The 26,112-nt window shown below is 37.7% G+C and carries 22 protein-coding genes and 9 pseudogenes; 16 read left to right on the forward strand and 15 right to left on the reverse strand.

All coding sequences use genetic code 11. The features are described 5' to 3' along the window. Positions 1–188, forward strand: a 188-nt coding sequence (locus JCM19033_RS24585; RefSeq protein WP_198153598.1) for an ATP-binding protein, incomplete at its 5' end; no start/stop codon positions are given. Positions 189–410: 222 nt separating this feature from the next. Here JCM19033_RS24585 and JCM19033_RS27770 read toward each other — a convergent pair. Both JCM19033_RS27770 and JCM19033_RS20450 read right to left on the reverse strand, forming a co-directional pair. Then, positions 411–956 (reverse strand): annotated as a pseudogene (locus tag JCM19033_RS27770) (DUF3885 domain-containing protein); the annotation flags it as partial. A 99-nt stretch (positions 957–1,055) separates the two neighbouring features. Beyond that, the gene (locus tag JCM19033_RS20450; protein ID WP_054637717.1) at positions 1,056–1,496 is read right to left on the reverse strand and encodes an NUDIX domain-containing protein; all 441 of its coding nucleotides are present in this window, start codon (positions 1,494–1,496) and stop codon (positions 1,056–1,058) included. Positions 1,497–2,041: 545 nt separating this feature from the next. Between JCM19033_RS20450 and JCM19033_RS22790 the strand changes: the two are divergent. The 3 genes and pseudogenes from JCM19033_RS22790 to JCM19033_RS23880 all read left to right on the forward strand — a co-directional run bounded on the left by JCM19033_RS22790 (position 2,042) and on the right by JCM19033_RS23880 (position 4,184). After that, positions 2,042–2,913: pseudogene (locus tag JCM19033_RS22790) on the forward strand (recombinase family protein). A gap of 188 nt (positions 2,914–3,101) precedes the next feature. Beyond that, the gene (locus JCM19033_RS20460) at positions 3,102–3,851 is read left to right on the forward strand and encodes a hypothetical protein (protein ID WP_054637718.1); all 750 of its coding nucleotides are present in this window, start codon (positions 3,102–3,104) and stop codon (positions 3,849–3,851) included. 132 nt (positions 3,852–3,983) lie between these two features. Next, positions 3,984–4,184 carry a hypothetical protein gene (locus JCM19033_RS23880; protein ID WP_198153599.1) on the forward strand — a complete coding sequence of 67 codons (201 nt, stop codon included), beginning with the start codon at positions 3,984–3,986 and terminating at the stop codon, positions 4,182–4,184. Between the two features lie 514 nt (positions 4,185–4,698). Here JCM19033_RS23880 and JCM19033_RS20465 read toward each other — a convergent pair. Further along, positions 4,699–4,935 carry a hypothetical protein gene (locus JCM19033_RS20465; RefSeq protein WP_054637719.1) on the reverse strand — a complete coding sequence of 79 codons (237 nt, stop codon included), beginning with the start codon at positions 4,933–4,935 and terminating at the stop codon, positions 4,699–4,701. A 446-nt stretch (positions 4,936–5,381) separates the two neighbouring features. Here JCM19033_RS20465 and JCM19033_RS26820 point away from each other — a divergent pair, with 446 nt between their 5' ends. Further along, the gene (locus JCM19033_RS26820) at positions 5,382–5,660 is read left to right on the forward strand and encodes a hypothetical protein (RefSeq protein ID WP_269758449.1); all 279 of its coding nucleotides are present in this window, start codon (positions 5,382–5,384) and stop codon (positions 5,658–5,660) included. Between the two features lie 14 nt (positions 5,661–5,674). Then, positions 5,675–5,905, forward strand: a complete 231-nt coding sequence (locus JCM19033_RS26825; protein WP_269758450.1) for a GNAT family N-acetyltransferase — start codon at positions 5,675–5,677, stop codon at positions 5,903–5,905. 556 nt (positions 5,906–6,461) lie between these two features. Here JCM19033_RS26825 and JCM19033_RS20475 read toward each other — a convergent pair. The 4 genes from JCM19033_RS20475 to JCM19033_RS20490 all read right to left on the reverse strand — a co-directional run bounded on the left by JCM19033_RS20475 (position 6,462) and on the right by JCM19033_RS20490 (position 7,932). Beyond that, complete coding sequence (locus tag JCM19033_RS20475) at positions 6,462–6,710, reverse strand: hypothetical protein (protein ID WP_198153600.1); 249 nt, start codon at positions 6,708–6,710, stop codon at positions 6,462–6,464. Between the two features lie 100 nt (positions 6,711–6,810). Then, positions 6,811–7,182 (reverse strand): hypothetical protein, encoded by a 372-nt coding sequence (locus tag JCM19033_RS20480; protein ID WP_157050007.1) that lies wholly within the window; start codon positions 7,180–7,182, stop codon positions 6,811–6,813. A 56-nt stretch (positions 7,183–7,238) separates the two neighbouring features. Further along, a complete protein-coding gene (locus tag JCM19033_RS20485; RefSeq protein WP_054637722.1) occupies positions 7,239–7,445 on the reverse strand; it encodes a helix-turn-helix transcriptional regulator in 207 nt (68 codons plus the stop codon). A 10-nt stretch (positions 7,446–7,455) separates the two neighbouring features. Continuing rightward, positions 7,456–7,932, reverse strand: coding sequence for a DUF2975 domain-containing protein (locus JCM19033_RS20490; protein ID WP_054637723.1), 477 nt, complete (start codon positions 7,930–7,932; stop codon positions 7,456–7,458). Between the two features lie 486 nt (positions 7,933–8,418). Here JCM19033_RS20490 and JCM19033_RS28550 point away from each other — a divergent pair. After that, a pseudogene (locus JCM19033_RS28550) lies at positions 8,419–9,974 on the forward strand (IS3 family transposase). Positions 9,975–9,998: 24 nt separating this feature from the next. Here the strand turns inward: JCM19033_RS28550 and JCM19033_RS22805 are convergent. The 3 genes and pseudogenes from JCM19033_RS22805 to JCM19033_RS22810 form a co-directional block, all read right to left on the reverse strand. Further along, entirely contained in the window at positions 9,999–10,493 is a 495-nt protein-coding gene (locus JCM19033_RS22805; protein WP_269758451.1) for an iron-containing alcohol dehydrogenase, read from the reverse strand. A gap of 100 nt (positions 10,494–10,593) precedes the next feature. Further along, complete coding sequence (locus JCM19033_RS20505; protein ID WP_269758452.1) at positions 10,594–11,019, reverse strand: hypothetical protein; 426 nt, start codon at positions 11,017–11,019, stop codon at positions 10,594–10,596. Between the two features lie 22 nt (positions 11,020–11,041). Then, positions 11,042–11,164, reverse strand: a pseudogene (locus JCM19033_RS22810) (6-phosphogluconate dehydrogenase (decarboxylating)); the annotation flags it as partial. Between the two features lie 129 nt (positions 11,165–11,293). On the opposite strand from JCM19033_RS22810, the pseudogene JCM19033_RS20510 reads away from it, so the two are divergent. Further along, a pseudogene (locus JCM19033_RS20510) lies at positions 11,294–12,438 on the forward strand (zinc-dependent alcohol dehydrogenase). Positions 12,439–12,670: 232 nt separating this feature from the next. On the opposite strand, the pseudogene JCM19033_RS26835 reads toward JCM19033_RS20510, so the two are convergent. Then, a pseudogene (locus JCM19033_RS26835) lies at positions 12,671–13,277 on the reverse strand (recombinase family protein). Positions 13,278–13,522: 245 nt separating this feature from the next. On the opposite strand from JCM19033_RS26835, the pseudogene JCM19033_RS20520 reads away from it, so the two are divergent. Both JCM19033_RS20520 and JCM19033_RS20525 read left to right on the forward strand, forming a co-directional pair. After that, positions 13,523–16,626: pseudogene (locus JCM19033_RS20520) on the forward strand (Tn3 family transposase). Next, complete coding sequence (locus JCM19033_RS20525; protein WP_054637725.1) at positions 16,610–17,029, forward strand: hypothetical protein; 420 nt, start codon at positions 16,610–16,612, stop codon at positions 17,027–17,029. Before JCM19033_RS20520 ends, JCM19033_RS20525 begins: the two are co-directional and overlap by 17 nt. Before the next feature lie 101 nt (positions 17,030–17,130). Here JCM19033_RS20525 and JCM19033_RS20530 read toward each other — a convergent pair whose 3' ends face one another. Then, positions 17,131–17,508 (reverse strand): helix-turn-helix domain-containing protein, encoded by a 378-nt coding sequence (locus JCM19033_RS20530; protein WP_054637726.1) that lies wholly within the window; start codon positions 17,506–17,508, stop codon positions 17,131–17,133. Positions 17,509–17,658: 150 nt separating this feature from the next. Between JCM19033_RS20530 and JCM19033_RS20535 the strand changes: the two genes are divergently transcribed. After that, complete coding sequence (locus tag JCM19033_RS20535) at positions 17,659–18,531, forward strand: SDR family oxidoreductase (protein WP_054637727.1); 873 nt, start codon at positions 17,659–17,661, stop codon at positions 18,529–18,531. A 305-nt stretch (positions 18,532–18,836) separates the two neighbouring features. Here the strand turns inward: JCM19033_RS20535 and JCM19033_RS20540 are convergent. Further along, positions 18,837–19,410, reverse strand: a pseudogene (locus JCM19033_RS20540) (recombinase family protein). A gap of 148 nt (positions 19,411–19,558) precedes the next feature. On the opposite strand from JCM19033_RS20540, the pseudogene JCM19033_RS20545 reads away from it, so the two are divergent. The 4 genes and pseudogenes from JCM19033_RS20545 to JCM19033_RS20565 all read left to right on the forward strand — a co-directional run bounded on the left by JCM19033_RS20545 (position 19,559) and on the right by JCM19033_RS20565 (position 24,344). Continuing rightward, positions 19,559–22,568: pseudogene (locus tag JCM19033_RS20545) on the forward strand (Tn3 family transposase). Positions 22,569–22,970: 402 nt separating this feature from the next. Continuing rightward, on the forward strand, positions 22,971–23,312 hold the full coding sequence (locus JCM19033_RS20555) for a nucleotidyltransferase family protein (protein WP_054637729.1): 342 nt from the start codon (positions 22,971–22,973) through the stop codon (positions 23,310–23,312). Continuing rightward, complete coding sequence (locus tag JCM19033_RS20560) at positions 23,267–23,665, forward strand: HI0074 family nucleotidyltransferase substrate-binding subunit (protein WP_054637730.1); 399 nt, start codon at positions 23,267–23,269, stop codon at positions 23,663–23,665. The genes JCM19033_RS20555 and JCM19033_RS20560 overlap by 46 nt, the downstream gene beginning before the upstream one ends. Positions 23,666–23,678: 13 nt before the next feature. Continuing rightward, positions 23,679–24,344 carry a single-stranded DNA-binding protein gene (locus tag JCM19033_RS20565; RefSeq protein WP_054637731.1) on the forward strand — a complete coding sequence of 222 codons (666 nt, stop codon included), beginning with the start codon at positions 23,679–23,681 and terminating at the stop codon, positions 24,342–24,344. Between the two features lie 37 nt (positions 24,345–24,381). Here the strand turns inward: JCM19033_RS20565 and JCM19033_RS20570 are convergent, their stop codons facing one another. Then, on the reverse strand, positions 24,382–24,600 hold the full coding sequence (locus JCM19033_RS20570) for an alpha/beta-type small acid-soluble spore protein (protein ID WP_054637732.1): 219 nt from the start codon (positions 24,598–24,600) through the stop codon (positions 24,382–24,384). A 350-nt stretch (positions 24,601–24,950) separates the two neighbouring features. Between JCM19033_RS20570 and JCM19033_RS20575 the strand changes: the two genes are divergently transcribed. Continuing rightward, complete coding sequence (locus JCM19033_RS20575) at positions 24,951–25,505, forward strand: hypothetical protein (protein ID WP_054637733.1); 555 nt, start codon at positions 24,951–24,953, stop codon at positions 25,503–25,505. A gap of 293 nt (positions 25,506–25,798) precedes the next feature. Here JCM19033_RS20575 and JCM19033_RS26840 read toward each other — a convergent pair. Continuing rightward, a partial coding sequence (locus JCM19033_RS26840; protein ID WP_157050011.1) for a hypothetical protein occupies positions 25,799–26,112 on the reverse strand: 314 nt, incomplete at its 5' end.

The following is a 26,112-nucleotide window of genomic DNA, read 5'->3' on the forward strand; positions in this document are numbered from 1 at the left end:
AAAGTTCAGTCATCTTAACTTCGAACAAAGGGCCCGAGGAATGGGGAGAATTGATCGGAGATCAAGGTATTACCACGGCCATCTTGGATCGCCTTCTCCATCGCTCGGAAGTCGTTCACTTGAATGGCGGCAGTCATCGAATTAAGTATCGTGAATCTTTGTTTCAAGCGAAAAGTGCTCAAACGTAACGAGCAAAAAATGTTCATTTCCACTTGACGGTTACAATTCTTTTGCAGATTCATTTGGTATTTCAAGTGCATGTGTAATGTAACATGTATTGACCTGAAATAAGTTAATTTTGGTTTCTTTTTACTTTTATTCTGTTTTGTTTTAAGCCTTTTTTCCTTTTCTTCAGTAGTTTCATCACAATTGAATAAACCTTCTTCAAAAGCATGGTCGATTTCAACACGATTATAGTCTAAAATCCACTTTCTAAACTTATGGTATAAAGGCAGAAGAGTGTCTTTATCTAAGCTAAAAACATCACATCCACGGTCATCATACATGTGAAATAGAATTCCTTTTGTTTCATTCACAATATATAGATTACCGTTTATTCTAGGTTTTCGAAGAAATTCTTTATTACCAATTGCTTTAATGAGATAGTCTAAACGTAAATCCTCTTTATTAACTTTTAAGAGATATTGAATAGTTCTGATTTCTGTATCCTCTTCATCATATTCAAAGGCCACTGTTTTACACTTGAGATCATAGATTAATTTTTTGTTTCTTAAAAAACGTTTAATATTAGGTAAATCAATTCCCTTATAATCAATATGATTACTAACGGATGCGATTAACCAAATAGAATCACTATTATTAAAAAGAAATTTAAAAATCGATTTGGCTCGATAATGCATCTCTTTATAATAGTCGCTACCATCTAACTCGACTAGCCCTAACTCAAATCGTATCCAATTTGCTGAGCTTTTTATCAACTGATTAAATAATTCCATAATATTCTCCCTTAGCTCTTCTTCAACAGGATGCTGCCCTTTAATAGAGTAAAGGTGCGTTTACCCGTTTACCGCACCAGTTACATCAATAAGAATTTACTAACGAATGAACGCCAATTCTCTATTATCAAGAGCATCCTTTAACCATCGAGGATGCATTTTCAATAAGTCTTGCGGCAGGTTTTCTGAACCAAAAAATTTTATTTCAAGTGATTCATCAGAATTACGTCTAAGTTCTCCACCTGTAATTTCAGCAAGAAAACAAGTTGTTATAAAATGTACTACTTTACCATTTGGGTAAGCAAACACCTGTGAATTAGGTTCAGAGTACACACCAATAAGCTTTTTAATTCTTATATCTAAATTGGTTTCCTCTTTTACTTCTCTGATAGCTGCTTCAGAAACTGTTTCTCCAATTTCTATATGTCCTGAAGGAATACCCCATAGTTCTACATCAGCTCTTTTCTGTAACAAAACTTGTTTTTCTTCATTCAAAATAATAACTGCCACGCCTGCTTTTAATTCATCAATTCTTTTCATTTAATAAACCTCCCTTAAAATAATAAAAAAGGTCCGAGGGGAATAAGATTTCAACGCATAGCAAATACGCTGAACCTTTCCCCTCGGACCTTTTATGTCAATAGGTGCCTTTTACGTTATGGTAAAAGACGTAGCCCTCGGTCACGGACCTACTTAGATAGCGGAACCCTAGCTACAATTTTCCAGTTCATATTTATTTTACAACTATTACTTAGAAGATGAAAGATGCTCTTCAATTCTTATGCCACTTTAGTTCAAGAAGGAATACTTCACAATCTGGACCTTTTCTGGAATAAGCATATAAAGGAAATCTCCCACTTTACATTATAAAACAGAGGTTGTGATCACACCTTATTATAAATGTCTGACAATCTGACTTTACAAACAGAAAAACCAATTATCAAAAACGAATGTATTTGATAAATATAAATCACTAAAATTTTGGGTCATAAAACCCTTATTCACTTGTTATCAAAACTATTATCAAAAACAAATTAACAATAACTCCCTTTAATGATAACATTATTACTATCAAAAGGGGGAGTTTGATGCAATATACTTATGGATATGCGAGAGTTAGTACCAAGCAACAAGATTTGATTCGACAACTGGATTTGTTAAAGGAATACAACTGCACAGAAATATTAACAGAAAAAATGTCAGGTACAAAAACAAATAGACCAGAACTTATTCGATTAAAGGATAAGGTTAGACCCGGAGATTCAATCGTTGTAGAAAGTTTTTCAAGATTAGGCAGGAGTACAAAAGATTTGATAGAGTTAGTTGAGTACTTTGAAAATAAAAATGTGAAATTGATTAGCATAAAAGAGAATTTTGATACAAATACACCACAAGGTAAACTGATGCTTACTGTATTTCAGGCATTCAGCCAATTCGAAAGAGATCTAATTGCTCAACGAACAAAAGAGGGGTTAGAGAGTGCAAGGGCCAGAGGTAGAAATGGCGGCCGTCCAAGAGTGACAGAAAAACAGATAAATAAAGCTCTAAATCTATATCACTCTAAGGAATACAGTATTAGCGAGATCGTAGAAATGACCGGAATAAGTCAAGCAACATTGTATCGTTACATACAAACAGCTCGGAAAGGCAAAGAGAAACAAGCTCATATTGATCTAGAAAACATTGCAAAAATAAGAATGGGGCTGCAAATCGAAAATAACAATAAATTTGTACGTGGCAAAGGAAGGTAAGAGAAAGTATCGAACAGTTCCTAAAACATGATTACAGAATGGAAATCATAGCTAACGAATATATCATCTACGTCCCTTATACAACCGTTGATGCATTAAAAAAGACAGTATATGATATTCTCGGTGAAATGGATAATGAGGCTGATATGAGGAATTGTTTTATTGAAGCAGACGTTTACTGCGATGAATTAGGACTCACATGGTAATCTCAATGGGGTTGTTTTTTTATTGCTCTTTTCTATTCCTTATTAAACAATTAAATTACTTTTATTGGAAGTAATCCTGCGGACTAGAACAGCTACCCTGTCACTAGGCCTAAAAAAGAGGGAGGTTTTTCTCCCTCCTAATGTATGAAAGTTTGTCCTCAAATAGACACCAAAAGAGGTGAAAAAAGATGACTACAAGCACAAGTACGAAACCATTAACCAACAGTATGATTCTTCGTTTCTTTATTGCCAAGGAACTGTACTATACACACCGGTCGTCTTCTGAGTTATGGCAGCACACCAAACATGTCTTAAAACACCATCCTCCAGCTAAACGAAGCTTTCAGTTAGTCATGAGCAAGATGCAACAGGAAGGGTTTGTGAAAGAAAGCTTTAAAGAAAAAAGGACAACCTATTATTCCCTGACAGACGAAGGCAGGGAGTATTACCAAGGGATTAAACTTGCATATCGTGACCGCTTGATGGCAGCCAAACAAGTGGCAGCCGTCTTTTTATATGAAATTACAAAGGAAGGGGAGCGCCCTAAGAAAGGAACAACCATGATAGAAAAAGACCGTCCCTTTTTTAGTTCCCTGGTGTCCGTAAAAGATGTCTTCCGATATATCGTATTAACACGCACGTACTCAGGGAGAACCATCGTCATTGCCGAACCGGAAACGGAAATGTTAGAAACATATGGGTGGAAAGTATCTACAAGCTATGCCTATGAGGTCGCCATTGAAATGGAAGAAGATCCCGAAATTGGCGGGCTGGTGACAGGAAAATGGGAAGGGGAGAGACGGAGAAAGCGACTGTTAAAAATCACTCCCTTAGGCAGGCAGTTTTACGAGAGAATTAAACAGGATACCGCAGATCGGGTAAGAAATGCTTACCACTACTTAGACACCGTTATTAAGGAAATGGATGATTCAAACTAGAAAAGAAAAGGATGAATTGAATGGAACAGGAACAAATAAATCTTTTTCCTATAGACAAGGCTCCAGACATGGATAAAGACGTGGCGTTACATTGGCAAAGAGAAGGACTCTGGCCGGAAACGTCCCTCACTGGTGCAAAAAGGAGATCGGGTGATCGTTTCCAAACCAGTGGATCAAATGCCTGATACCATAGGATACTACGACCAGTACAAAAACCAAAATGGGCTTGTTGTACGTATCAAGGAGACAAAAAACAAAGACTCCTTGTATTTCTATAATGCGGTGGTGCTCATGGATAAGACCAAAAAGGAAATTAAATTTGAATCGAATTGAAATAAGAGTCCCAACCGAGAATGTCAGAAGTATAGCTATTCCAGAAAAACTTGGCTTTACTAACTGAAGGATATCTAAGAAGTGAAGTGTGGAATGGTTACATGGTAAGTACATGGACCATTATCTTAAAGAAGAATATATGCATGTTGTTCAAGAAAAGAGGTGGTAAATAGATTTGTAGAAAGGAATCCAAGCTTAGCGCTCTGCCATTCATTCGCACTACATGCTTCCACAGGCCTCCGTACTTTGAAGACCGTAAAAAGCACTGGATAAGCACTAACTTTTCTCAAGACCTCAGATTGTCGTACACTTGCTCCTCTATGAGAAAATGTTAAAAAATTGTGTTCATTTGGCTTTTATCTTCTTCTGTAGTCGGAATGGTACTGATTGTGGAATGGTACTGATTGTGTTAGAGTCTTTTATTTCTCCCACCTGGTAACTTCATTTCATTGATTAATGCTCTCTAACACTTGAATCGAAGCGAAAGTAATAACCCCTCAAGGGCATCGTTATACTAAGCTAGAGTGGTTTTTTTAATTTTGAGAATTTTCTCCGTAAAAAAGCCCACGATAGAACCTATAATAAAAGGAACAAGAGAACCTTCTGCTTCCAAAGTTACCCCTTCGGGTGAGGTTTCTTTATAAAAATTCCAATTCAAAAACGAAATTTCAAATATGTTTCCAACCGTATACAAAAATCCTGTTGACAATAATGCTGCTAACAAAGGAAACCATAACAATTTCTTATTCACGTATACCGCCTCCTTTTATCTATTTTAATATTTAGTAAATAAACTTCAATACATTCACAACAAAATTGAACATACAAGAAAATCTAAGTCACCCCGTGTGTAACTGTTAGCTTGGGCGCCAGTGAATATAGAAAAGCTATTGAAGTTCTGTAAATCTCAAAAAGTCGTAAAGTCATTTTATATGAGAACTGCAAAGATGAATGTAATTATGGTTCAAACCGACTTGTTAGATCGCCGTGTATTATATGAGATCAACGGTAGAAAAGTTCGTCGTCATATAATCAATGCCAATATTAAGTGACGAGGAGTAGTTTGTTACGAAACCTGCATGTCTTGCCGATTCGGAGGAAATAGTTCTTACTCATGCTTTACGGTTCAAAAGTACGTGCCCTGCACAAACGAAGAAGGGCCATGATAAATAATTATGTACTATTTGAGGTGAAAATTTGAAGATTAAAAAAGCAAGTGAAGAAGATGTCATAGGAATAGCAAGAATTTACGTTGATTGTTGGAAAACTACTTATCATGGCTTAGTACCACAAAGTTATTTGGATGGGTTATCATATGAAGACGCCGAAAAAAATGGTTTTAACTTTTTAAACACAGAAAATGAACCCTTTATCTTTATTGCGATAAGTGAAAAAGGTAATATTGTTGGTTTCGCATCAGGGAATAGCATTGATGATGAAAATTTTGGCGGAGAATTACAAGCCTTTATCTATTAGAAGAATGTAGAGGATTGGGTGTAGGAAGACAGTTGTTTTCAGCTATTGCCAAGTATTTTAAAGAAATAGGCATTACTTCAATAATAGTGTGGGTAATGGAACAAAATAAATCTGGACTTGGTTTCTATGAAAGCATGGGAGGAAAGGAATATCTTCGTAGGAAAAATGAGTTTGGTGGAAAGATAGTTAATGATGTTGCTTATAGGTGGAATGATGTTTCAGTTTTATGTATACAAGAAGAATAAAGCTAAAACTTGGTCAACTATTTGGAACAAGAACAACTACAAAAAAGTCTTTACTATGTAATACCATGATAATTCTAATAAATTAAGCAACAAAGAGACGATTAGTATATGGAATCCCAAACTATTTTCACTAAATGAACGTTATCTTCCCATCCATCCCCCATCTACCACGATGTTTCCCCATGAATATAATTGGAGGCTCCCGTTGCTAGAAAAAAGACTGCTCCTACAATGTCCTCTGGTGTTCCCCACCTTCCAACGGGTATTCTATTTGATGCTACGAACAGTGGCAGGTCCTTGGCTTCATTATTTTCCTTATATATTATAAGCTTTTAAATGATTCTTGGGCTCAAAAACTTTCTCTTCTACCAGTCACCCTTATAGGGGTAGCGTCAGGAAAATGCGGAATTACAACGATAAGGAAATCCCCATATTAAAAAGTTTGAGGAATAATTCTTTATTGTTTTTTTAAAATATCCTTTAAAATCTTTGTGTCTTCTGAAGATATGTCAAAGCCATTTTGTTCGTGACCAACATATATTACTCAGCTTTTTTCTCATGTATTCCCAAGCACAAGGTGCAATCCGTGAGTTTCCCCATTTTCATAGCGAATTAAAATATCATAATCAGGCTTTTCAGTATCGACATTAACTTTCTGTTCCCTACCTTCTGCATCTTTCAAAGCCTCTTCAAACCTTGAAATGGTTGTGTCGTTATCAATTGTTGCAATATAATTTTCGTTTATTCCACCATAGTCACTAGATTTAGATATGGAAGTCGATGAAATATCATCTAACATCATCATTTCCTTTTCTTGAGATTGACAAGCAAATAAAAGTAATGTACAAAAAGAGAACAATAATATAAAAAGTATTTTTTCAAAATGTCTCCCCCTGTATGGATAATCACATTTCTCCAATTCCATAAGCAAGGACACTAAATAAAAAACTAATGATTGTTAAGCCTCCAACGGGAATAGAAAAAAACTTGTTGTTTTTGAATTCAACGATAGCCGTGATTGCCCCCCCTACACACAGCACCAACCATATAGGCACAAACAATGCATCGGCAACGCCCATTGGTAGTAAACTGTATCCATTAGTCAAGAAAAAGAGCCATTGAAAAATTAATAGTCCTACTATTATATAAGAAATCTTATAAGGACGCTTTCCCTTTTCACTTTTTCTATTAGCCAAAATTGCAGGCACAATAAACGTTGTAAGTACAATGACACCAAAAATCACCAAAAGTATTAATGAAATAGTAATGATTAACACTTCCTTTCAATTTATGAACAAGTACCGGCTCCCATTTCATTTCCGATCTTGATTGTCTAATCCCTTCGATATTCAAGAATATCCCCCGGCTGACAATCCAATGCCTTGCAAATTGATTCTAAAGTAGTTAATCGAATCGCTTTTGCTTTTCCATTTTTTAAAATAGATATGTTAGCCATTGTGATTCCAACCTTTTCGGATAATTCTGTTACACTCATTTTTCTTTTTGCCAACATCACGTCAATATTAATTATAATTGCCACTATTTTCACCTCAGACCGTTAAATCATTTTCTGATTTTATATCTAAAGCACTTTTCAACAACTTTTGAAGAACCATTGTGAAGACTGCAATAACAACGGAACTAAAAATAATTGTAAATATGATAATTGCTATTCCGGGATGTAAAGCGTTTTGTGCCAATAAGAAGATAGCCCCTATTGCATATAAGCCACTAATTGTTATTGCACAGTATTTTATATATCTTAATGCCTTTACAGACAGCTCCGAGAAGGCATTGTTTTTATCAATGTAGGTTAAAAGTTTCAAAGCTTTATACAAAGCAAAGTAAAACGGGATTCCTGTTACATACAAACCGATTAAAATGGGAAATCGTATATAGGAAAACTCCGGAAACAATTCTGCTGTATTGTTTGCTAATCTAGGCAACCAAAATATAAACAAGGAAAGTACCATAATCCCAATAAAATAAACGGCTATTCTTAAAAAGAGTGTTGTTCCTCTTTGCATTAAAAGCACCTCACTTAATTATCATCATTGTAATGATAATACACATATTTATCGTAAATCAATAAAAATATATTTACTTTTAATGTATTGTTATTAATTATTGACATAAAAAAGCATCTTTGATTAAACAAAGATACTGTTCAAAAATATTGTGAGCCTAAATAATACCTCATTGTTTCAACACAGCCTTATTCCACAATGGGTATTTTTGCACAACCCCTCGAAAATGGCTGATTCAGAATTATCCAAATACGACTCCTGTGTTTAATCACCCAATGCAGCAGTAAGGGCGCTTGTTATTAAACAATCGCGCCTATAATGGAATGTTACATTAGTTTTTATTAGCTGGTTTCGTTTAACAAGAACCATGCATAATTCTGTTTAAGGCTTGTCTATATTTATAAAAAAGACTGCTCCAAATTTGATATGCTCCCCTCAAAGTAGACAGAGGAAAAATAAAAATCTGTCTCTTGAGGGGAGTTTTTTATGTCTTATATACAGATAAGTGCAGCTAAGAAGCTGGAAGTAATATCGTTCTATGAAAGTAGTGGCTGTACAATTAAAGAAGTATGTGCCGAGTATGGAATCTCTTCAGTAACATTCAATAAATGGCGGCAATTGTATAGAAAACATGGATTTTTAGGATTACAGCCTCAGCGGGCTGGAAGGACTATCCTAAAGAGCTTAGATTATTAGCGATTCAGGATTACTTGTCAGGAGAATACTCACAGTCGGAAATTGTAAGGAAATATAATATTTCGTCCAGAAGCGTTTTTGATAAGTGGCTGAAAAAGTATAATGGTCATGGAGTAGTCACAGAGGGACGGAAAGGACGGAAATTTTCCATGACCAAGGGAAGAAAAACAACCTGGAAGGAACGAATTGAAATCGTTCAACATTGTTTAGCCACCGGAAGGGATTTCGCAGGTACAGCAGCTGAGTATGGGGTTTCTTACAATCAAGTGTATCAGTGGGTTAGGAAGTTTGAGTCAGGCAATGAGGAAGCTTGAAAGATCGAAGAGGCCGAAATAAATCTGACGAAGAGCTGACATCGGAAGAACGGATGAAACTGGAGATGAAACGTCTTCAAAAGGAAAATGAACAACTTCGTGCCCAAAACGCTCTTCTAAAAAAGTTGGAAGAAATCGAAAGGAGGCGATCCTGAGCCGGGTAAGACAAGAGAAATTGTATATCGCTATCAAGGAAGTTCAGATAGAGGAAGGGCTCCCTATAGAGCTTTTGTGCAATGAAGTGGGTGTGGCACGCTCGTCCTATTACAAATGGTTAAAACGCCAACCAACCGAAGAAGAATGGTTAAACCATGATCTCCTTGAGGAGATCAAAAACCTACATAAGAAACGCAAGGGAATTCTTGGCTATAGAAGGATATTATTATATATCAATCGCATGTTTGGAAAAAGTTTTAATCATAAGCGGATCTATCGGCTGATGAAATTAGCAGGAATCAAGTCGGTTATTCGCAAGAAGAGGAAACGATATCCGAATTCCACCCCACAACATATAGCAGAGAATGTACTTAATCGTGAATTTAAAGCATCTAAGCCGAATAAAAAGTGGGTCACGGATGTCACGGAGTTCAAGTACGGGAAAACGTCAAAAGCATATCTTAGCGCGATTCGGGATCTGTTCGACGGTTCCATTGTTTCTTATGTAATAGGGCATTCCAACAACAATTCCTTGGTCTTTGAAACGCTTGAAAGAGCCCTGCGGGCTGAACCGGGCGCAAAACCTGTCTTTCATAGCGATCGTGGTTTTCAGTATACAAGCCCTTCTTTCAAAGCCATGTTAGATAAAGCAGATATCACACAAAGTATGTCAAGAGTCGGACGATGTATCGATAACTCCCCTATGGAGTCTTTTTGGGGAGCATTGAAATGCGAAGAATTCTACTTAAATACATATCAATCATTTGGAGAACTAAAACAAGCTATAGACGATTATATTGCCTTTTATAATCAAGATCGTCTCCAAGAACGACTAAACGGCCTCAGCCCCTTGAATACAGGACTGAAGCCGCATAAAAGTATTTTACTTATTTCCATTGTCTACTTGACGGGGGGCAGTTCACCTGTGCCACTCGTTGTAGAAATCGCCGCAAAGCGTGCTTTTTTCCGTAAAGCCGGTAGTGGGTTTGGTGCTTTAACTCTATCAAATGCGAGCTCCGGATTCTCATAAAAAATCCACATTAATTTAGCTGCGTCGATCGGTGAACCGCCGCCTGCGGAAATGATCCAATCCGGCTGGAATTCCTCCATCTTTTTTGCACCCTCTAAAGCGGTTTTTGCAGATGGGTCATTTTCAACACCATCAATGAGCTGTGTTTCAAATCCATATTCACGTAAATAAGCATCTATTTTATCAAGATAGCCTGATTTTTTAATGGACTGGCCTCCGATAACAATAGTTGCCTTTTTCCCTTCAAGGTTTTCAAAACTTCTAAAGATCCTTCTCCATAATAAACATCCCTCGGAATAGTAAAACGGTTCATGTGTGTAAATTCTCCTTTTCTGCATTAAAGTAGGCAAGCGTTCAAAAAACATTCAGTGTAAATTTCCCTTATCAATTTTTTTAAAACATTAGTGGAACCATGTAACGTTATCAATAGTATTTTATTAAAAAGGTAGTTATTATTAAGAAACCTCAGTTATCCCTCTCTACAACGGCACTTAATATCTCTTCTGTTTTAATCTTAAGTAATTTTTCCAAGAACCTTGTCGTTCCTAAAACTATTTGAATGTCTTCCTCTGTTTGAACGTTTTCCATTTTCTTTTTTTGAATCAGTTCATTTATAACTTCTTTGAAAGCATTTGTTTTTATAAGCCATTCTCCAACTAGTTCCATAGTTGCGTCTCTCTCGTATTCGTTTTTGACAGCAAATAAGCTTTTCGTTTTTGTTTCTCTCAGTGTTATTGAACTAAATTCAGAATTCATACGAATGCGAAAATAATTCTTTTGACTGTCATAGTATTTTTCTTCCCTTAGCAAAAAATACTCTATCCCTAAAATTATTTCGTAATAAGGGTCTATCTCTATTGTTATGATATCGGATACCTTTACCGAATTCACACAAATTAGCCTAGTTGCTTTTTTACACTGCATGTCCACCAAACTCGTTCCGAAGGATAGCTATGACTTTACCGGTAAAGGTATCCCTATCTAAAGACCGGTACCGCATAAAAAGAGACATGGCGATGACTTGAGTAGTACTTTGTTCTTTTTTCAGAACTTGCATGAGTAATGATTTGTGCTACTCTCAGTTTACTGGTGATACGTTAGTATAATTAATTTCTTCAATGGGTATTATAAGAGTTATATGAATTTATAATAGGAGGTTTTACTTGTGAAAGCAGTTACTTTTCAAGGTTCCAAGGATATGCAGGTGAAAGAAGTTCCAGATGCGAAGCTTCAACAAAAAGACGATATTGTTGTGCGCATTACATCAACAGCGATATGTGGGTCTGATTTACATATTTATCAAGGTGCCTTGCCAGCTGAAAAAGATTATGTAGTTGGCCACGAGCCCATGGGTATTGTAGAAGAGGTCGGACCAGAGGTAACAAAAGTGAAAAAAGGGGATAGAGTGGTCATCCCATTTAACATTTCATGTGGAAGCTGTTACTATTGCCAGCATGATTTGGAGAGCCAATGTGATAATTCTAACCCAAATCCAGAAGTTGATACAGGCGGATATTTTGGATTTACGGAGCGTTACGGGAATCATCCGGGTGGACAGGCTGAATATTTGCGTGTTCCCTATGGAAATTTTATGCCTTTCGTGATTCCTGAATCTGTTGAACTTGAAGATGAAGCATTACTGTTTATGTCTGATGTACTGCCAACTGCTTATTGGAGCATTGAAAGTGCAGGAGTGAAAAAAGGGGATACAGTTGCCGTGCTCGGCTGTGGACCCGTTGGTTTGATGGCGCAAAAGTTTGCCTGGATGAAAGGCGCAAAAAGAGTCATTGCCGTCGATAATCTTCCCTATAGCTTGAACGTGCCAAAAAAATGAACAATGTTGAGATTTTTAATTTTGATGAATTTGATGATATGATTTCTATGGGTTCCCATATTAAAGAAATTACAAGTGGCGGTGTAGATGCCGTCATTGATTGCGTAGGGATGGATGGGAAAAAACACCAATCGAAGCTGTCGAACAAAAGATGAAGCTTATTGGCGGAACCATCAGCCCGATCGAAATCGGTATGAGTGCTGTGAGAAAATTTGGAACGCTGCAGCTGACGGGGTCTACGGCTCTAAATATAACCAGTTCCCTTTAGGAAACATATTTGAAAGAAATGTAAAAATAAAAATGGGTCAGGCACCAGTCATCCATTACATGCCAATGCTCTTTAAAATGATTACGGAAGGAGAACTGGATCCAACAGAAATCGTCTCTCATAAAATGCGTCTAGACCAGGCGAGTGAAGCTATCAAATCTTTAATGATCACGAAGATGGGTGTGTCAAAGTTGTTCTCAAACCCTGACCTTCCCAAAAAGTTATAACCATGTTTTTAACAATGAAGAACATTAAAAGCCCCGTTGGTAAAAGTGTAATTTTACGAACGGGGCTTTTTATGCAAAAACAGCTATTTTAACTTTCGTTTAAGTCTAAAATCATTTTAGGGTATTTTTGCATATCCCCCCGAAAAGGTTTATTAAGAAAAAAGCAACCCTTATTTTTAATTAAAGTTGCTTCAAGTATTTACGCAGTATAAGTCAAAGATTCGATTCGTATTCTTTTACTCTTCGATAAAATGTATTCCGTTTCATTCCAACACGATTCATAGCTTCTACAGCTGTTATCTTCTGTTGTTTCCATTCTTGATAGACTGATGGAAATGTGTCAGTCATCTCAATTTTCCTTCTACCAAATTTTACTCCTTTGCGAATTGCAACTTCTACCCCTTCTTTTTGCCGTGCCCTTATTCTATTTCGTTCATCTTTTGCCATGTAACTCAATAATTGCAGGATTAAGTCCGAAATTAATGTTTCAATGCCGTTCAAATCTTTATATCTTGTTGTATCAAGAAGGGGCATATCCAACACAATAATTTCAATTTCCTTTATTTGTATCAGCTCTTGCCATTCCTCCAGGATCATTTGTTTATTTCGTCCCAGCCTATCCAAAGATTGAATATATAAAAATATCTCCACTCCTGAGCATACGTTTCATTAGTTGATATTCTGGCCGTTTGAAGTCTTTTCCACTTGCCTTTTCTATGAAGACATACTCTTCGGGAATTCCCATTTCTTTTGCAACTGCAACCTGTCTTTCCACAGATTGATCTTTACTGCTAACCCTTACATAAAAAAATTTCCTCATGTATTCTGTCTCCTATTCATTTTCGAACTTACATTAAAATGAATTACATTATTTTACAAATCCACTTTTATAGAATAAATTTATTATATTTTAATTTCAAAATATCTACAATATAATTGGAATATTTCAAAACCAATTATGTTATAATTATGAAATATGAAAATAGTGGGAATCACCCCCTTTCAAAAAGTACACTTTTTGAAAGGTTCAGGACAAATATAATCGCGCACAGAAAAGAGTACAATATGTCTGCAGAAACGGAAACCCAACAAAGAAGATTGAACATTCTGGGTGATGATGAATTCAAAGCGATTTTGGTAGACCGAATTTTACATATGAAGATCGTTGTCATTTCTTTTCACTCTCCCAGCCCGAAAAAGAGTTGCTGCAAAGATTACATTCAGTAAAGTCCAAGGCTTATTTTGTGTTGCAACTGGGTTACTTTAAGGTCAAGCATCTGTTTTTTACCTTTGATCTACATGAAGTGTCCGATGACCTTCAACACGTGCTGGAGGAACATTTCAGCGGTCGGAAGATCGTTGATCTGAGTTCAATTGGCAAGGACGCCCGTTTAAAGCAGCAGCAATTGATTCTTGCACTGTTCGGCTATCGTCATTGTGGAGAAGAAGAACGAAGCCAAATCGAAAAAAAGCCCGGCAAGCCGCAACCGTTTCAAGTAAACCGATTTTTATCTTCCGTGAAATCATGAATCATTTGTTTGAACATCGTATCGTAGTACCGGGATATAGCTTTATACAGGATACGGTCGGACAGGCCATCACCTTTGAACAGCATCGATTAATCACCATAATGCAGAATCGTTTAAAAAAGGCTGATATTCAATCCCTAAAGGAATTACTTTCAGACACGGAAGGCTTGTATGAAATAACACGACTCAAGCGTGAGCCCAAAGATTTTAAACTGAAGGAAATCAAATATGAGATTGAACGGGGTTTGCAGATTCAGCCCCTTTACCTACTTGCCCAAACCTTGTTACCCAAGTTAGGAATTTCGAATGAAGGCATTAAATACTATGCCTCACTGGTTGACTATTACTCGGTTTTCAGACTGAAAAGGCTTGACGAATGGATGGTTTACACTTATCTCTTATGTTATGTCTCCTATCGTTATCAACGGATGAATGACAATCTCATCAATACCTTGATATACAACATCAGACACTATATGGATGAAGCGAAGTCGTCTGCCAAAGACCAAGTGTATGAACACTATACCCAAAATCATCAAAACATGAAAAAGGCCGGCGAAGTTTTAAAATTATTGACCGATGACAGCATTGCAGCGGACACCCCCTTTCATGACATTCAAAAGAAGGCTTTTTCCATTCTTGAACGCCAAAAGCTTTCAAGTCTTGCAAATCAAATTATAAAGAATACAAAATGGGATGCAACGGCTCTCCAATGGGAACATATTGATCAGCTGTCCGGCCAATTCAAGCGACAATTGCGGCCTTTGTTACTCACAGTGGATTTTGCAGCCCCTTCAAGGAATGATCCACTAATAGAAGCCATTGATTTCATGAAATGGGTTTTTCGTCAAAATAAATCATTGGGGCAGTACTCTTCCGATCGTTTACCCCGTCGATTCCTATCGGAAGGTGTCAAACGTTATATCTATCAAAAGGATGCCGAAGGACAGAAAACGTTATCGGTGGATCGTTATGAGTTTTTGATTTACCGTCTTTTACGAAATCGCTTGGAAGCAGGGGATATTTTTTGCCGTGACAGTATCCGATTCCGAAGTTTTGAGGACGATCTAATTGATGACAGGCAGTGGCAACAAAAAGAAACATTATTGGCCAATGCCGGTCTGACAAATACCAACCAACCCATTCACGATCATTTAACGAAACTGGAACAGAGACTTGAAGCCAGAATGACGGAAGTGAACCAACGGATTGCGTCGGGGGAAAATGAACATATCAAAAAACATCGCGCAAATAATCGCTGGATACTTTCAAATACACGGGAAACAGAAACCATCAACCACTTCTTTTTTGATGCGTTGAACTCTATTGACATTGGCAGTGTTCTGCACTATGCAAATCAACATTGTCAATTTATAGAGGCATTTGATCATATCTTGGGGCGTTATGCGAAACGAGCCAGGGATGATCAGGTTTTAATTGCTTGTCTGATTGCTTGGGGCACCAATATGGGGTTGGGGAGAATGGGTGAAATCTCCGACATCGGTTATCCCCTGCTTGCGGCTACATCTGAGAACTTTATACGATTGGAGACCTTAAAAGAAGCCAATGATCGCATCAGTAATGCTGTTCGAAGGCTGCCGATTTTTCACCACTTTGACATTAATGAGGTCATTCATTCGAGCAGTGACGGACAGAAATTTGAGACGAGGATCCATACGATGCGCTCCCGTCATTCCCCCAAATATTTCGGCTTAAATAAGGGGATCGTTTCCTATACAGCGGTGGCCAATCATATTCCCATCAATGCCCGAGTCATTGGCGCAAATGAGCATGAAAGTCATTACGTGTTCGATATTTTATACAACAATACAACCGATATCCGACCGGATGTGCATTCCACCGACACCCATGGAACCAATGAAGTGAATTTCGCCATTCTTCACTCTTTTGATTATGATTTTGCGCCCCGCTACAAGGATATCTATCGTACCGTGAGCAAGTCGTTATACGGATTCAAACACCCGAGCCAATACGGGGATGTCCTCATCAAACCTGTTCGAAAAATCAATACGAAGCTGATTATTGAGGAATGGGACAATATCCAGCGTATTCTATTGTCACTTGCATTGAAATCTACAACACAGAGTATTATCATTGGTAAACTAAGTGCTTACGCCCGCAAAAACAAAACCAAGCGGGCCTTGTGGGAGTACGATAACATCATCAAGAGTTTGTACCTTCTGAATTATATAGACTCCCCACCCCTACGTCAAAATGTGCAACGTACCCTGAATCGGGGTGAAAGTTATCATAAATTAAAGCGAGCCGTATCCTATGCGAACTTTGGTAAACTCCGTTTCAAAACAGAACAAGACCAACAAATTTGGGACGAATGCAGTCGTCTCATCGCCAATTGCATCATTTTTTACAATGCCAGTCTATTATCCAATATGCTAGAATACAGAGACAGGGAAGCCCTCAATTCAGATGTATTGAAACGCATTTCCCCCGTTGCATGGCAGCATATTAATTTTTACGGGCATTACGAATTTAACAAATATCCGGAATCCGTTAACATGGATGCCATTATCCAAGAGTTGGCTCAATTGGAGGTTATTCCGAATGAATAATTCATATCCATTCGAAGGAAAGGTGAGAATCAATGAAACCGGAACCTAATTGGCAGCCCATAAGTAACTTACCCCTAATTGCCAGCATGATTGATGGGCAAATGGAAACCGCACAAGAACAATACGATAATTTGTTGGCAGCCCGTTCTAAACCGCATATATTAGACGATGCCACAGTCAACCGTGTCATCCGATCCTACACGGAACAGCTTGAATTTGCGCCGATCTACGAAAGGCAACCCGTCAAGTGGCAACAGGAAACGGATTTATCGTCGGCGCAACAGCAGGAACTGCAACGGCTTCAAAATCAGGTGAGTGAATGGAAACAGGCCGTTACCGATATTTTAGACTTGGCCAATGAACTGAAAGAGGGAACCATTGAAAAAATGTTATCGAAAAGTGACTTTGAGGTAGGATTGGAAGCCCTGAAAAAGTGGAGCGGTGACAGGTAAGTACCTTCCGCTATAGGGCCAAATTCTTGAATAATGGGAAATCAGTTGAAAATACAATTAAGAAAAACGTGCTAGAGCAGATATGCTCTAGCACGTTTTTCTTAATCTTTGGTGACGGGCTTGAGTTCTTTTTTGTTACTCTTCCTATGTTTTTTCCCCCACTCACCCATAATATCCAGTACAGGGATAAAGCTTTTCCCTTTTGGTGTTAGTGAGTATTCTACTTTGGGAGGAACCTCTTTATATACTTCTCTGTGAACCATTTGATCATCTTCCAGTTCTCGTAACTGACGTGTTAGTATTCCTTTTGAAATACCGGGTGCCAATTTTTGAAGTTCACCAAATCTTCTTGTCTGTTTACTTAAATGCCATAGAATAATGAGTTTCCATCTCCCTGCAATTATGTTTTGAGTTTCTGTAACCGGACAAACCTCTATTTGTTCCTCTGGAGGTTCACCTTGAAACAATGTTCGTGCCATGATAAATACCTCTCCTTCCTAATAGTACTATTTTTGTGACTATGTTATAAAAATGTGCCTACTTTAAAAAAAATGCCTACTGATATAATATATGACTATGCTTAAAAATCCAACATACAAAAAATTATATAAATAGGAGATGACTTGTTTATGTCAAAAATCGTAATTACTGGGGCAACAGGAGAATTAGGACAATTGGTTGTCCAACATTTACTTGAAAAAGTACCTGCAAATCAAATCGCTGTTAGTGTTCGAAACGTTGAAAAAGCATCTAAATTTGCTGACCAAGGAATAGAAGTTCGCTATGGGGATTATGATGACCCTTCATCTCTGGAAAAAGCATTTGCTGGAGCTTCTAAGTTGCTTCTAATATCAACACCACAAGACGACTCGGTAGTACGTATTCGCAAACACGTTGATGCTATTGAGGCAGCTAAAAAGGCAGGAGTAAAACACCTTCTTTATACAAGTTTTGCTGCTGTTGATAAGGGGGCATTTCCTCCACTTGGAGATGTTCATTCAGCAACTGAATATACCCTTCGTGCTTCAGGTCTTTCAACTACGATTTTAAGAAATGCTTTTTATCAAGAAGTGTTTGTTAATGAGAGCCTTCAATCGTTTGTTGATAGTGGAGTAATCGTGACTTCTGCTGGAAAAGGTAAAGTTAATACAGTAGAACGAAATGACCTTGCTTTAGCAGCAGCAACCGTTCTGGCTGGAGAAGGACATGAAGATAAAGTTTATGAATTAGCATCATCTGAAACTTGGAATTATGATGAACTTGCTAACATTCTTTCGGATGTTTCAGGAAAAAACGTAACTCATCAGTCTATGTCAGACTCTGAAGCTCTAGAGAGAATGGTTAATTCTGGCGTTCCTGAAGGTTTTGCTCATTTTCAAATTGCTCTTTACAATTCAATAGCCGATGGAAATGAGGGGAACGCTTCCAGTGATTTAGAAGATTTGATTGGTAGAAAACCAACTTCAATTCGCAAAAGTATCACTCATTTTTTCAATAAATAAGCGATTTCTATAAACATTAAGAGGATACCAATATGAAAGACTGCTACTAAATTGGAGCAGTCTTTTTTATAAATATAGACAAGCCTTAAACAGAATTATGCATGGTTCTTGTTAAACGAAACCAGCTAATAAAAACTAATGTAATATTCCATTATAGGGCGCGATTGTTTAATAACAAGCGCCCTTACTGCTGCATTGGGTGATTAAACACAGGAGTCGTATTTGGATAATTCTGAATCAGCCATTTTCGAGGGGTTGTGCAAAAATACCCACAATCGTGGCCCCTTTAATGGAATAAGGAACGATTATTGTCTCCCTTCTGACAGCTTTCTATATAATGAAGCTCTAGACACATTTGTAATTTCACAAATTTGATTTACAGTCATATTTCCTTCTCTATAAAGCTTTACTGCATAATTCATTCCCGCATGATTTTATGATACTTCTTTAACCGGCCTTTAAACTTGCTTCTTTCTTAGCCAGCTCAATCCCTTCACGTTGACGCATACGGATTAAATCTCGTTCTAATTGGTTAACACCAGCCATTACTGTGATTAAGAATTGGCTGTATGGGTTAGCTTCTGACAAATCTAGCCATGTATCCTTGAGTGATTTTAAGCTTGCCTTTTTACTCCGTATTAAATTAATCAATTCAAATAAATCCTGCGTACTACGAGTAATACGAGTTAGGTCTGTAACATAAATAAAGTCGCCTTCCCGTAAATCCTCTAACATTTTTTGAAGTTGCTCACGATCCTTTGTTGCCCCAGAAACTTTTTCTTCAAAAATAATATCCATTCCAATTTCATTCAATTGCTGAAATTGCCTTGAAGGATTTTGGCTAGTGGAACTGACACGTATATAACCTATTTTCCGCAAAATATCTCCCCGTTTTTGATACAAGTCTTATGAGACGCTCTTAGCTATGATTTTATCAGTCTGCTACACTTGTATCAATAGAGTACACTCTATTGATATATAATTGTGTTAATTAACAGAATATTATATAGAAATGAGTGGATACAACATGAAAATTGCGAGAGGAAGAGAATTACTTACAACGGAACAAAGGCAACTTCTTATGGAGATCCCAGAAGATGATTTGATTGCGGGTACTTACTACACATTCTCTAATCAAGATTTGGAAATTATTAATAAGCGCAGGAGAGAAGAGAATCGACTAGGGTTTGCCGTACAATTGGCTATGCTTCGATTTCCAGGTTGGTCATACACACACGTAAAAAATTTTCCTGATTCGGTGAAAGGATACATAGCAAAACAAATAAATGCAGATCCTCATTCGCTTAGTCTTTATCCTCAAAGAGAAAATACACTCTGGGATCACCTAAAAGAGATTCGGAATGAATATGGTTTTGTAACATTCACTCTAAAAGAATATCGAATGACATTTAAACACCTTTATCAATTAGCACTAGAGAATGGAGATGCTATTCATTTACTACACGAAAGCATAGATTTTTTGAGAAGTAATAGAGTTATACTGCCGGCTATTACTACACTTGAAAGAATGGTATGGGAAGCTAGGGCAATGGCGGAAAAGAAAATATTTAATACTGTCAGTAAATCTCTATTAGATAATCAAAAGGAAAAGCTTGAAGAGATCATTACTTCTCAGTATGATTCTGCTTCTAATAAGACGATATTGGGTTGGTTAAAGGATCCACCGGGTCATCCATCTCCTGAGACATTTTTAAAAGTAATAGAAAGACTTGAATATATCCGAGGAATGAAACTAGGGAGTGTTAAAGTTAACCATTTACACCGTAATCGCTTGTTGCAACTTTCTCGATTAGGTTCAAGATATGAGCCTTATGCATTTCGTGATTTTCAAGAAAATAAACGTTATACAATTCTAACCGTTTATTTATTGCAACTTACTCAAGAGTTAACAGATAAGGCTTTTGAAATTCACGATAGACAAATCCTTAGTCTGCTATCAAAAGGACGAAAAGCTCAAGAAGAAATGCAGAAGAGAAATGGTAAAAAGGTAAACGAAAAGATAATACACTTCTCAAACATAGGACAAGCATTAATAAAAGCGAAAATAGAAGGATTAGATGTCTTTGAGGTTTTAGATTCAGTTATTGAATGGAATTCCTTCGTCTCCTCAGTAGAAGAAGCTCAAGAACTAGCCCGACCAGTTGATTATGATTATCTGGATTTACTCCAAAAACGCTTTTATTCGCTTCGAAAGTATACACCGACACTATTGAAGGTTCTAGAGTTTCATTCAACAAAGTCAAATGAAACTCTTTTGCAGGCGGTGGAGATTATACGTGGAATGAACGATTCTGGAAAACGAAAAGTCCCTGTTGATGCACCAGTAGATTTTGTATCAAATCGTTGGAAAAAGCACTTATATGAAGAAAATGGTACAATCAATCGGCACTATTACGAAATGGCTGTTTTAACAGAATTAAGAGAGCATGTGCGAGCGGGTGATGTGTCTATTGCAGGCAGTAGACAATATAAAGATTTTGAGGAATACTTATTTTCAGAAGATATGTGGAACCAGTCAAAAGACAATACAAGGCTATCAGTTAGCTTATCATTCGAAGATTATATCCAAGAGAGGACCATAAGTCTTAATGAAAGGATAAAATGGCTGTCGACCAATTGGAACAAAATAGAGGGCGTTTCCCTTGAGAAAGGAAAACTCTCAATTGCACGGTTGGAGAAAGATGTTCCAGAGGAAGCAAAAAAATTTAATGCAAGCCTTTATCAAATGCTTCCAAGAATTAAATTAACTGACTTGCTCATGGATGTTGCTCATATAACAGGATTTCACGAACAATTCACGCATGCCTCCACTAATCGAAAGCCCGATAAAGAAGAAATGGTAATCATCATGGCTGCGTTATTAGGAATGGGAATGAATATTGGGTTAAGTAAGATGGCCGAAGCAACGCCTGATCTTACATATAAACAACTAGCTAATGTATCTCAATGGAGAATGCATGAGGATGCCATGAATAAGGCGCAAGCGGTATTAGTGAATTTTCATAACAAGCTAGATTTATCTTCTTATTGGGGTGATGGTACAACGTCTTCGTCAGATGGAATGAGAATGCAGGTTGGCGTTTCATCTTTACACGCAGACGCAAATCCTCATTACGGAACTGGAAAAGGAACAACCATCTACCGATTTACCAGTGACCAGTTCTCATCGTATTACACAAAGATCATACATACCAATTCAAGAGATGCTATTCATGTTCTAGACGGTTTATTGCATCATGAGACCGACTTAAATATAGAAGAGCATTTTACTGACACAGCTGGTTATACAGATCAAATTTTTGGATTAACTCACTTATTAGGTTTTAAGTTCGCGCCAAGAATAAGAGATTTATCAGATTCAAAGCTTTTTATATTAGAGAAGGCAGGCAATTATCCAAAATTAAAGTCCATTTTACGTGGCCAAATAAATATAAAGATTATTAAAGAAAACTATGATGATGTTTTACGTTTAGCTCACTCCATAAAGAAGGAACAGTCTCAGCATCACTTATTATGGGAAAGTTAGGCTCTTACTCGAGGCAAAACAGTTTATCTACAGCTTTACGTGAGATGGGAAGAATAGAAAAGACTATTTTTATCCTTAATTATCTTACTAGTGAATCTTTAAGAAGGAAGATTCAAAAAGGCTTAAACAAAGGAGAAGCATGAATGGACTCGCAAGAGCTATTTTCTTTGGTAAACAAGGAGAACTTAGGGAACGAACTATACAGCATCAACTACAAAGAGCTAGTGCACTAAACATAATTATCAATGCCATTACTGTTTGGAATACGCTACATCTGACAAAAGCAATCGAACATCAAAAAGGTTTAGCGGGTTTTAATGAGGACTTGTTACACCATATGTCTCCTTTGGGTTGGGAGCATATAAACTTACTGGGAGAATATCATTTTAATTCAGATAAAATTGTCTCAGTAGAATCTTTAAGACCCTTAAAACTATCTTACGTTGTTAAAAAGAAAGTAATTGTCAGGAAAGTCGGCTTAGCGTTGTAAATCCGCATTTTCCTGACGCTACCCCTTATAGGAAAGTGTCATTTCAACTTTAAGAATAAAAGGAGACTGCTGTAGGGATCATAAGCAAAGTCCATCCTAGGATAACAGTGCTGTATAGTGTGTTGTATGGGAGGGTGGTAGATTTAAAAATTATGGTAAAATTACCTTATAAAAAGTTGTTTGTAAGAAAGACGCCATACAGGGTAGCAATGCTCACCATATAGGGAAGGATCAGTTTTATGAGTCTAATCTGTAGGTTAATATTTTCCGAAAGCTCCCCTTGTTCGATTCATCACTCGCATGCTTTATATGTTGGTTAGATGGGAATCTTATATAAGAGAACGGTAAAAAAAGATGCCCTGCTTATAGGTAGTAAAAAACCACAAAAGGAGAAGATCCCTCATGACGTGGACGACTCTTCAAAAAGAAGTCCTAGAAGAAGTAAAGACTCTTGTGACAAACCATATGAATAGGGAAGATGTTTGTATCTATTTGTTTGGTTCTTGGGCCAAAGGAGCGATACAACCAAGTTCAGATATTGATATAGCGGTTGACTATAAAGGTGCGCTGAAGGCAGGATGCTTAGCAAGCCTACAAGATAATCTTGAGGAGTCAACCATTCCTTATAACGTAGACGTGGTGGACCTTACAAAGGCAGATTCTTCATTTCGCACAAAAGTAATTAAGGAGGGGATCCTATGGAACGACTGCTTCAACGATTCGAAACCTCAGACAAAGCGTTAAAAACCTTAGAAGAAATCTATGCGTTTGATCATCCCACCCCACTCGAGAGAGATGCCTTTATCCAACGGTTTGAATATACGTATGAAAGCATATGGAAATTAGGAAAACAATATTTACGAGATATTGAAGGAGTAGACTTAGGTTCCCCTAAAAGGGTTATTCGTTCGAGTCGAGAAGTAGGACTGTTAGATGAGGAAGAAACCATTCTGGCTCTTCACATGGTCAATGACCGAAACCTAACAACACACACCTATAACGAGCAGCTAGCTGATGAGATCTTTCAAAAAATTCCTGGCTATACCAGACTGATGAGACTCTGGTGGGAAAATATGAAGAAAAGTATCCCTCAATAAAGGACGAATTGAATTGGACATTAACCATTGCATCATTCAAGGTCGTTTAACCATGGATCCCCAACTTCATTATACCAACAGTGGAAGAGCCGTGACTCGTTTTCCTATTGCCTGTGAACGTCCATATGCGGATAGCAACGGGCAAAAGATCGTTGATTTTATCCCGATCATTGTATGGAGGGAATACGCAGAGAGGGTAGCAAACAACCTTCAAAAAGGCCAAGAGTGTGTCGTCATGGGGCGCCTACAATCAAGAATAAGGGACGACCTACATATTAACATTTACGAGGTAGAAACACAGGAAGTCATTTTTGGCCAGACTACAAGGGGCCTTTCTCTTGATGTAAACCATATTACTGTTACGGGACGCTTAACAGCTAATCCAGAACTCCATTATGTTGGTGATAGCCATGTAGCTGTTACCCGCTTCATCATTGCTTCAGAAAGAAGCTATACCGATAAAGAAGGAAATGCCAAGGTAGATTATCTGCATATTATTGGCTGGCGCAGTTACGGAGAAAGGTTAGCTAATGACTTAGTAAAAGGTATGGTTGTAACGATAACGGGAAGGGTCCAAAGCCGAAAACATAAGAAACAGCATACGACAGTGCACGAGATCCACGCTGAAAAAGTGAAATATGATTACGAGCCTACAAACAAAGTTGAAAAGTCACTATAAAAGGGCGGTCCATTGTGTAGGCTGCCCTTTCTAATCCTTATTGAACTTGGCTGCCGCCTAACCGCTGTTCCGCCATTTGTACTAAACGCTTGGTAATCTCTCCACCAACCGATCCATTAGCTCTAGCTGTGGAATCAGCGCCAAGCTGAACACCAAACTCTTGAGCAATTTCCATTTTCATTTGATCTAATGCTTGTTGGACGCCTGGTACTAGAAGTTGATTTGAGTTATTGCTTTGTTGCTGTTGATTCATCATGACTAACTTCCCTCCTTTGTCCTAGTTTGAGATTAATTTCTTCTTATATAAAAGAGGATATACCTGGAACTTTTTGTTACCTTTCATAAAGTAGTAAAAATACTTTGAAGCTCAATAAACATTTACGGCTGCTTTCGTTTGTCCGATACAATGAGGATTGTAGAAAACCAGAGGAGGGGGAAAAATGCTTAACAAACTCATACGGTTTTTATTCTCTGTCAAAAGAGTGAGCGAAGATGCTAGAGCCGCTAGTTGAGGGCCAGGAGCAATCGGCAAGCGAATCATAAAAAGAAAGGCACGAAGAGCGGTTATGAGAAAGATAAAGAAGTGGTAAAAAAGGGGAGTGCACCGTGGAGAATCTGAATCAAGAGTACAACAAGCTCATGGAAGAATTGCTTAAGCCATTTCCCGATGGAGCGATTAAACAAAATAAGAGCGGACGCCCTTACATAGAAGTTGATACGTACATCGAACGGTTGAATGAAGTGGCTGGACACCTGTGGAACTGGGAGCTAACAGAAGGACCAACCTTGTATTATGAGGAAGAAGAGTTGTTAGTCAGAGGAATCCTTACCATTATGGGGGCAAAGAGAGAGGGAATTGGTACAGCGCCTCTGAGAAGATCAGAAAAAGGAAAAGTGACCAATTTAAAATACGGTACAAGAGCGGCTTCTATGGATGCCTTACGGGATGCATGTGACCTTTTTGGCATGGGATGGAAACAGCTTAAGCAACGTGAGGCAAGTCGCAAAAACAAAAGTGAGGAGTCATCAACGAGACTGTCTCATGCTACATGTACCCGGTGTAAAACGGTTCTTACTGTTGAGGAGCAAAAGGTTCTAGAAAATCATAACGTCAAACTTTCATTTTGCAACCGCTGTCTACCGCCCCATTTTTTGAAATAGAGCAAGAAATCACGTAGAAATCGTCCATAACTTGGCTGGTTTATATTTAATTCAATACAAACCCCGGAATATTCCATGATAAAACATGTACACGCAACTCCTATCCTTATCTTGTTTTTCGACAATTCAAGTGTAAAGGATATCGGAGATTGCGTGTTTTTAATAGCTAATTTTTCTAAAGCCCAACAAATAGTGTAGAGCCATTAATCGAGTAGGAGGAGGTGACTAACCTCCGTCCTCTCACACCACCGTACGTACGGTTCCGTATACGGCGGTTTCATAAAATTCTAACGTTAATTCAATGATTTCAAACCCATACGCTGCCAATAATGGTCATTGAGTGTGCGATGGAGAATAGGGCTGCTGGCTATACGCCAGTAGCCTTTTCTTGTGTTTCCCCATTCCAAGGCTTTCGCCTTTGTCACTCCCAGTGCCATCAGATTCTTCACCTTTGTCTTGGGCAGCTTCCATTCCTTCCATCGAATCATTCGGAGTCTTCTTCTCAACCATTCCATCAGTACCTTTCTTATAAACTCCAGGAAAATGATGTTGCTTTTGCGGTCAATGATCTCGTGGAAACCATACCGGATGAAGCATTCAGTGGCTT

This window comes from Thalassobacillus sp. C254 (genome assembly GCF_001310615.1).

Bases quoted from the DNA above. Each gene is read 5' to 3' on its own strand.
- JCM19033_RS20450 (WP_054637717.1), bottom strand. From the start codon at position 1,496: ATGAAAAGAATTGATGAATTAAAAGCAGGCGTGGCAGTTATTATTTTG.
- JCM19033_RS20460 (WP_054637718.1), top strand. From the start codon at position 3,102: ATGACTACAAGCACAAGTACGAAACCATTAACCAACAGTATGATTCTT.
- JCM19033_RS20475 (WP_198153600.1), bottom strand. From the start codon at position 6,710: ATGATGATGTTAGATGATATTTCATCGACTTCCATATCTAAATCTAGT.
- JCM19033_RS20490 (WP_054637723.1), bottom strand. From the start codon at position 7,932: ATGCAAAGAGGAACAACACTCTTTTTAAGAATAGCCGTTTATTTTATT.
- JCM19033_RS22805 (WP_269758451.1), bottom strand. From the start codon at position 10,493: ATGTTTTTTGAACGCTTGCCTACTTTAATGCAGAAAAGGAGAATTTAC.
- JCM19033_RS20525 (WP_054637725.1), top strand. From the start codon at position 16,610: ATGAAACCGGAACCTAATTGGCAGCCCATAAGTAACTTACCCCTAATT.
- JCM19033_RS20530 (WP_054637726.1), bottom strand. From the start codon at position 17,508: ATGGCACGAACATTGTTTCAAGGTGAACCTCCAGAGGAACAAATAGAG.
- JCM19033_RS20535 (WP_054637727.1), top strand. From the start codon at position 17,659: ATGTCAAAAATCGTAATTACTGGGGCAACAGGAGAATTAGGACAATTG.
- JCM19033_RS20555 (WP_054637729.1), top strand. From the start codon at position 22,971: ATGACGTGGACGACTCTTCAAAAAGAAGTCCTAGAAGAAGTAAAGACT.
- JCM19033_RS20560 (WP_054637730.1), top strand. From the start codon at position 23,267: ATGGAACGACTGCTTCAACGATTCGAAACCTCAGACAAAGCGTTAAAA.
- JCM19033_RS20570 (WP_054637732.1), bottom strand. From the start codon at position 24,600: ATGATGAATCAACAGCAACAAAGCAATAACTCAAATCAACTTCTAGTA.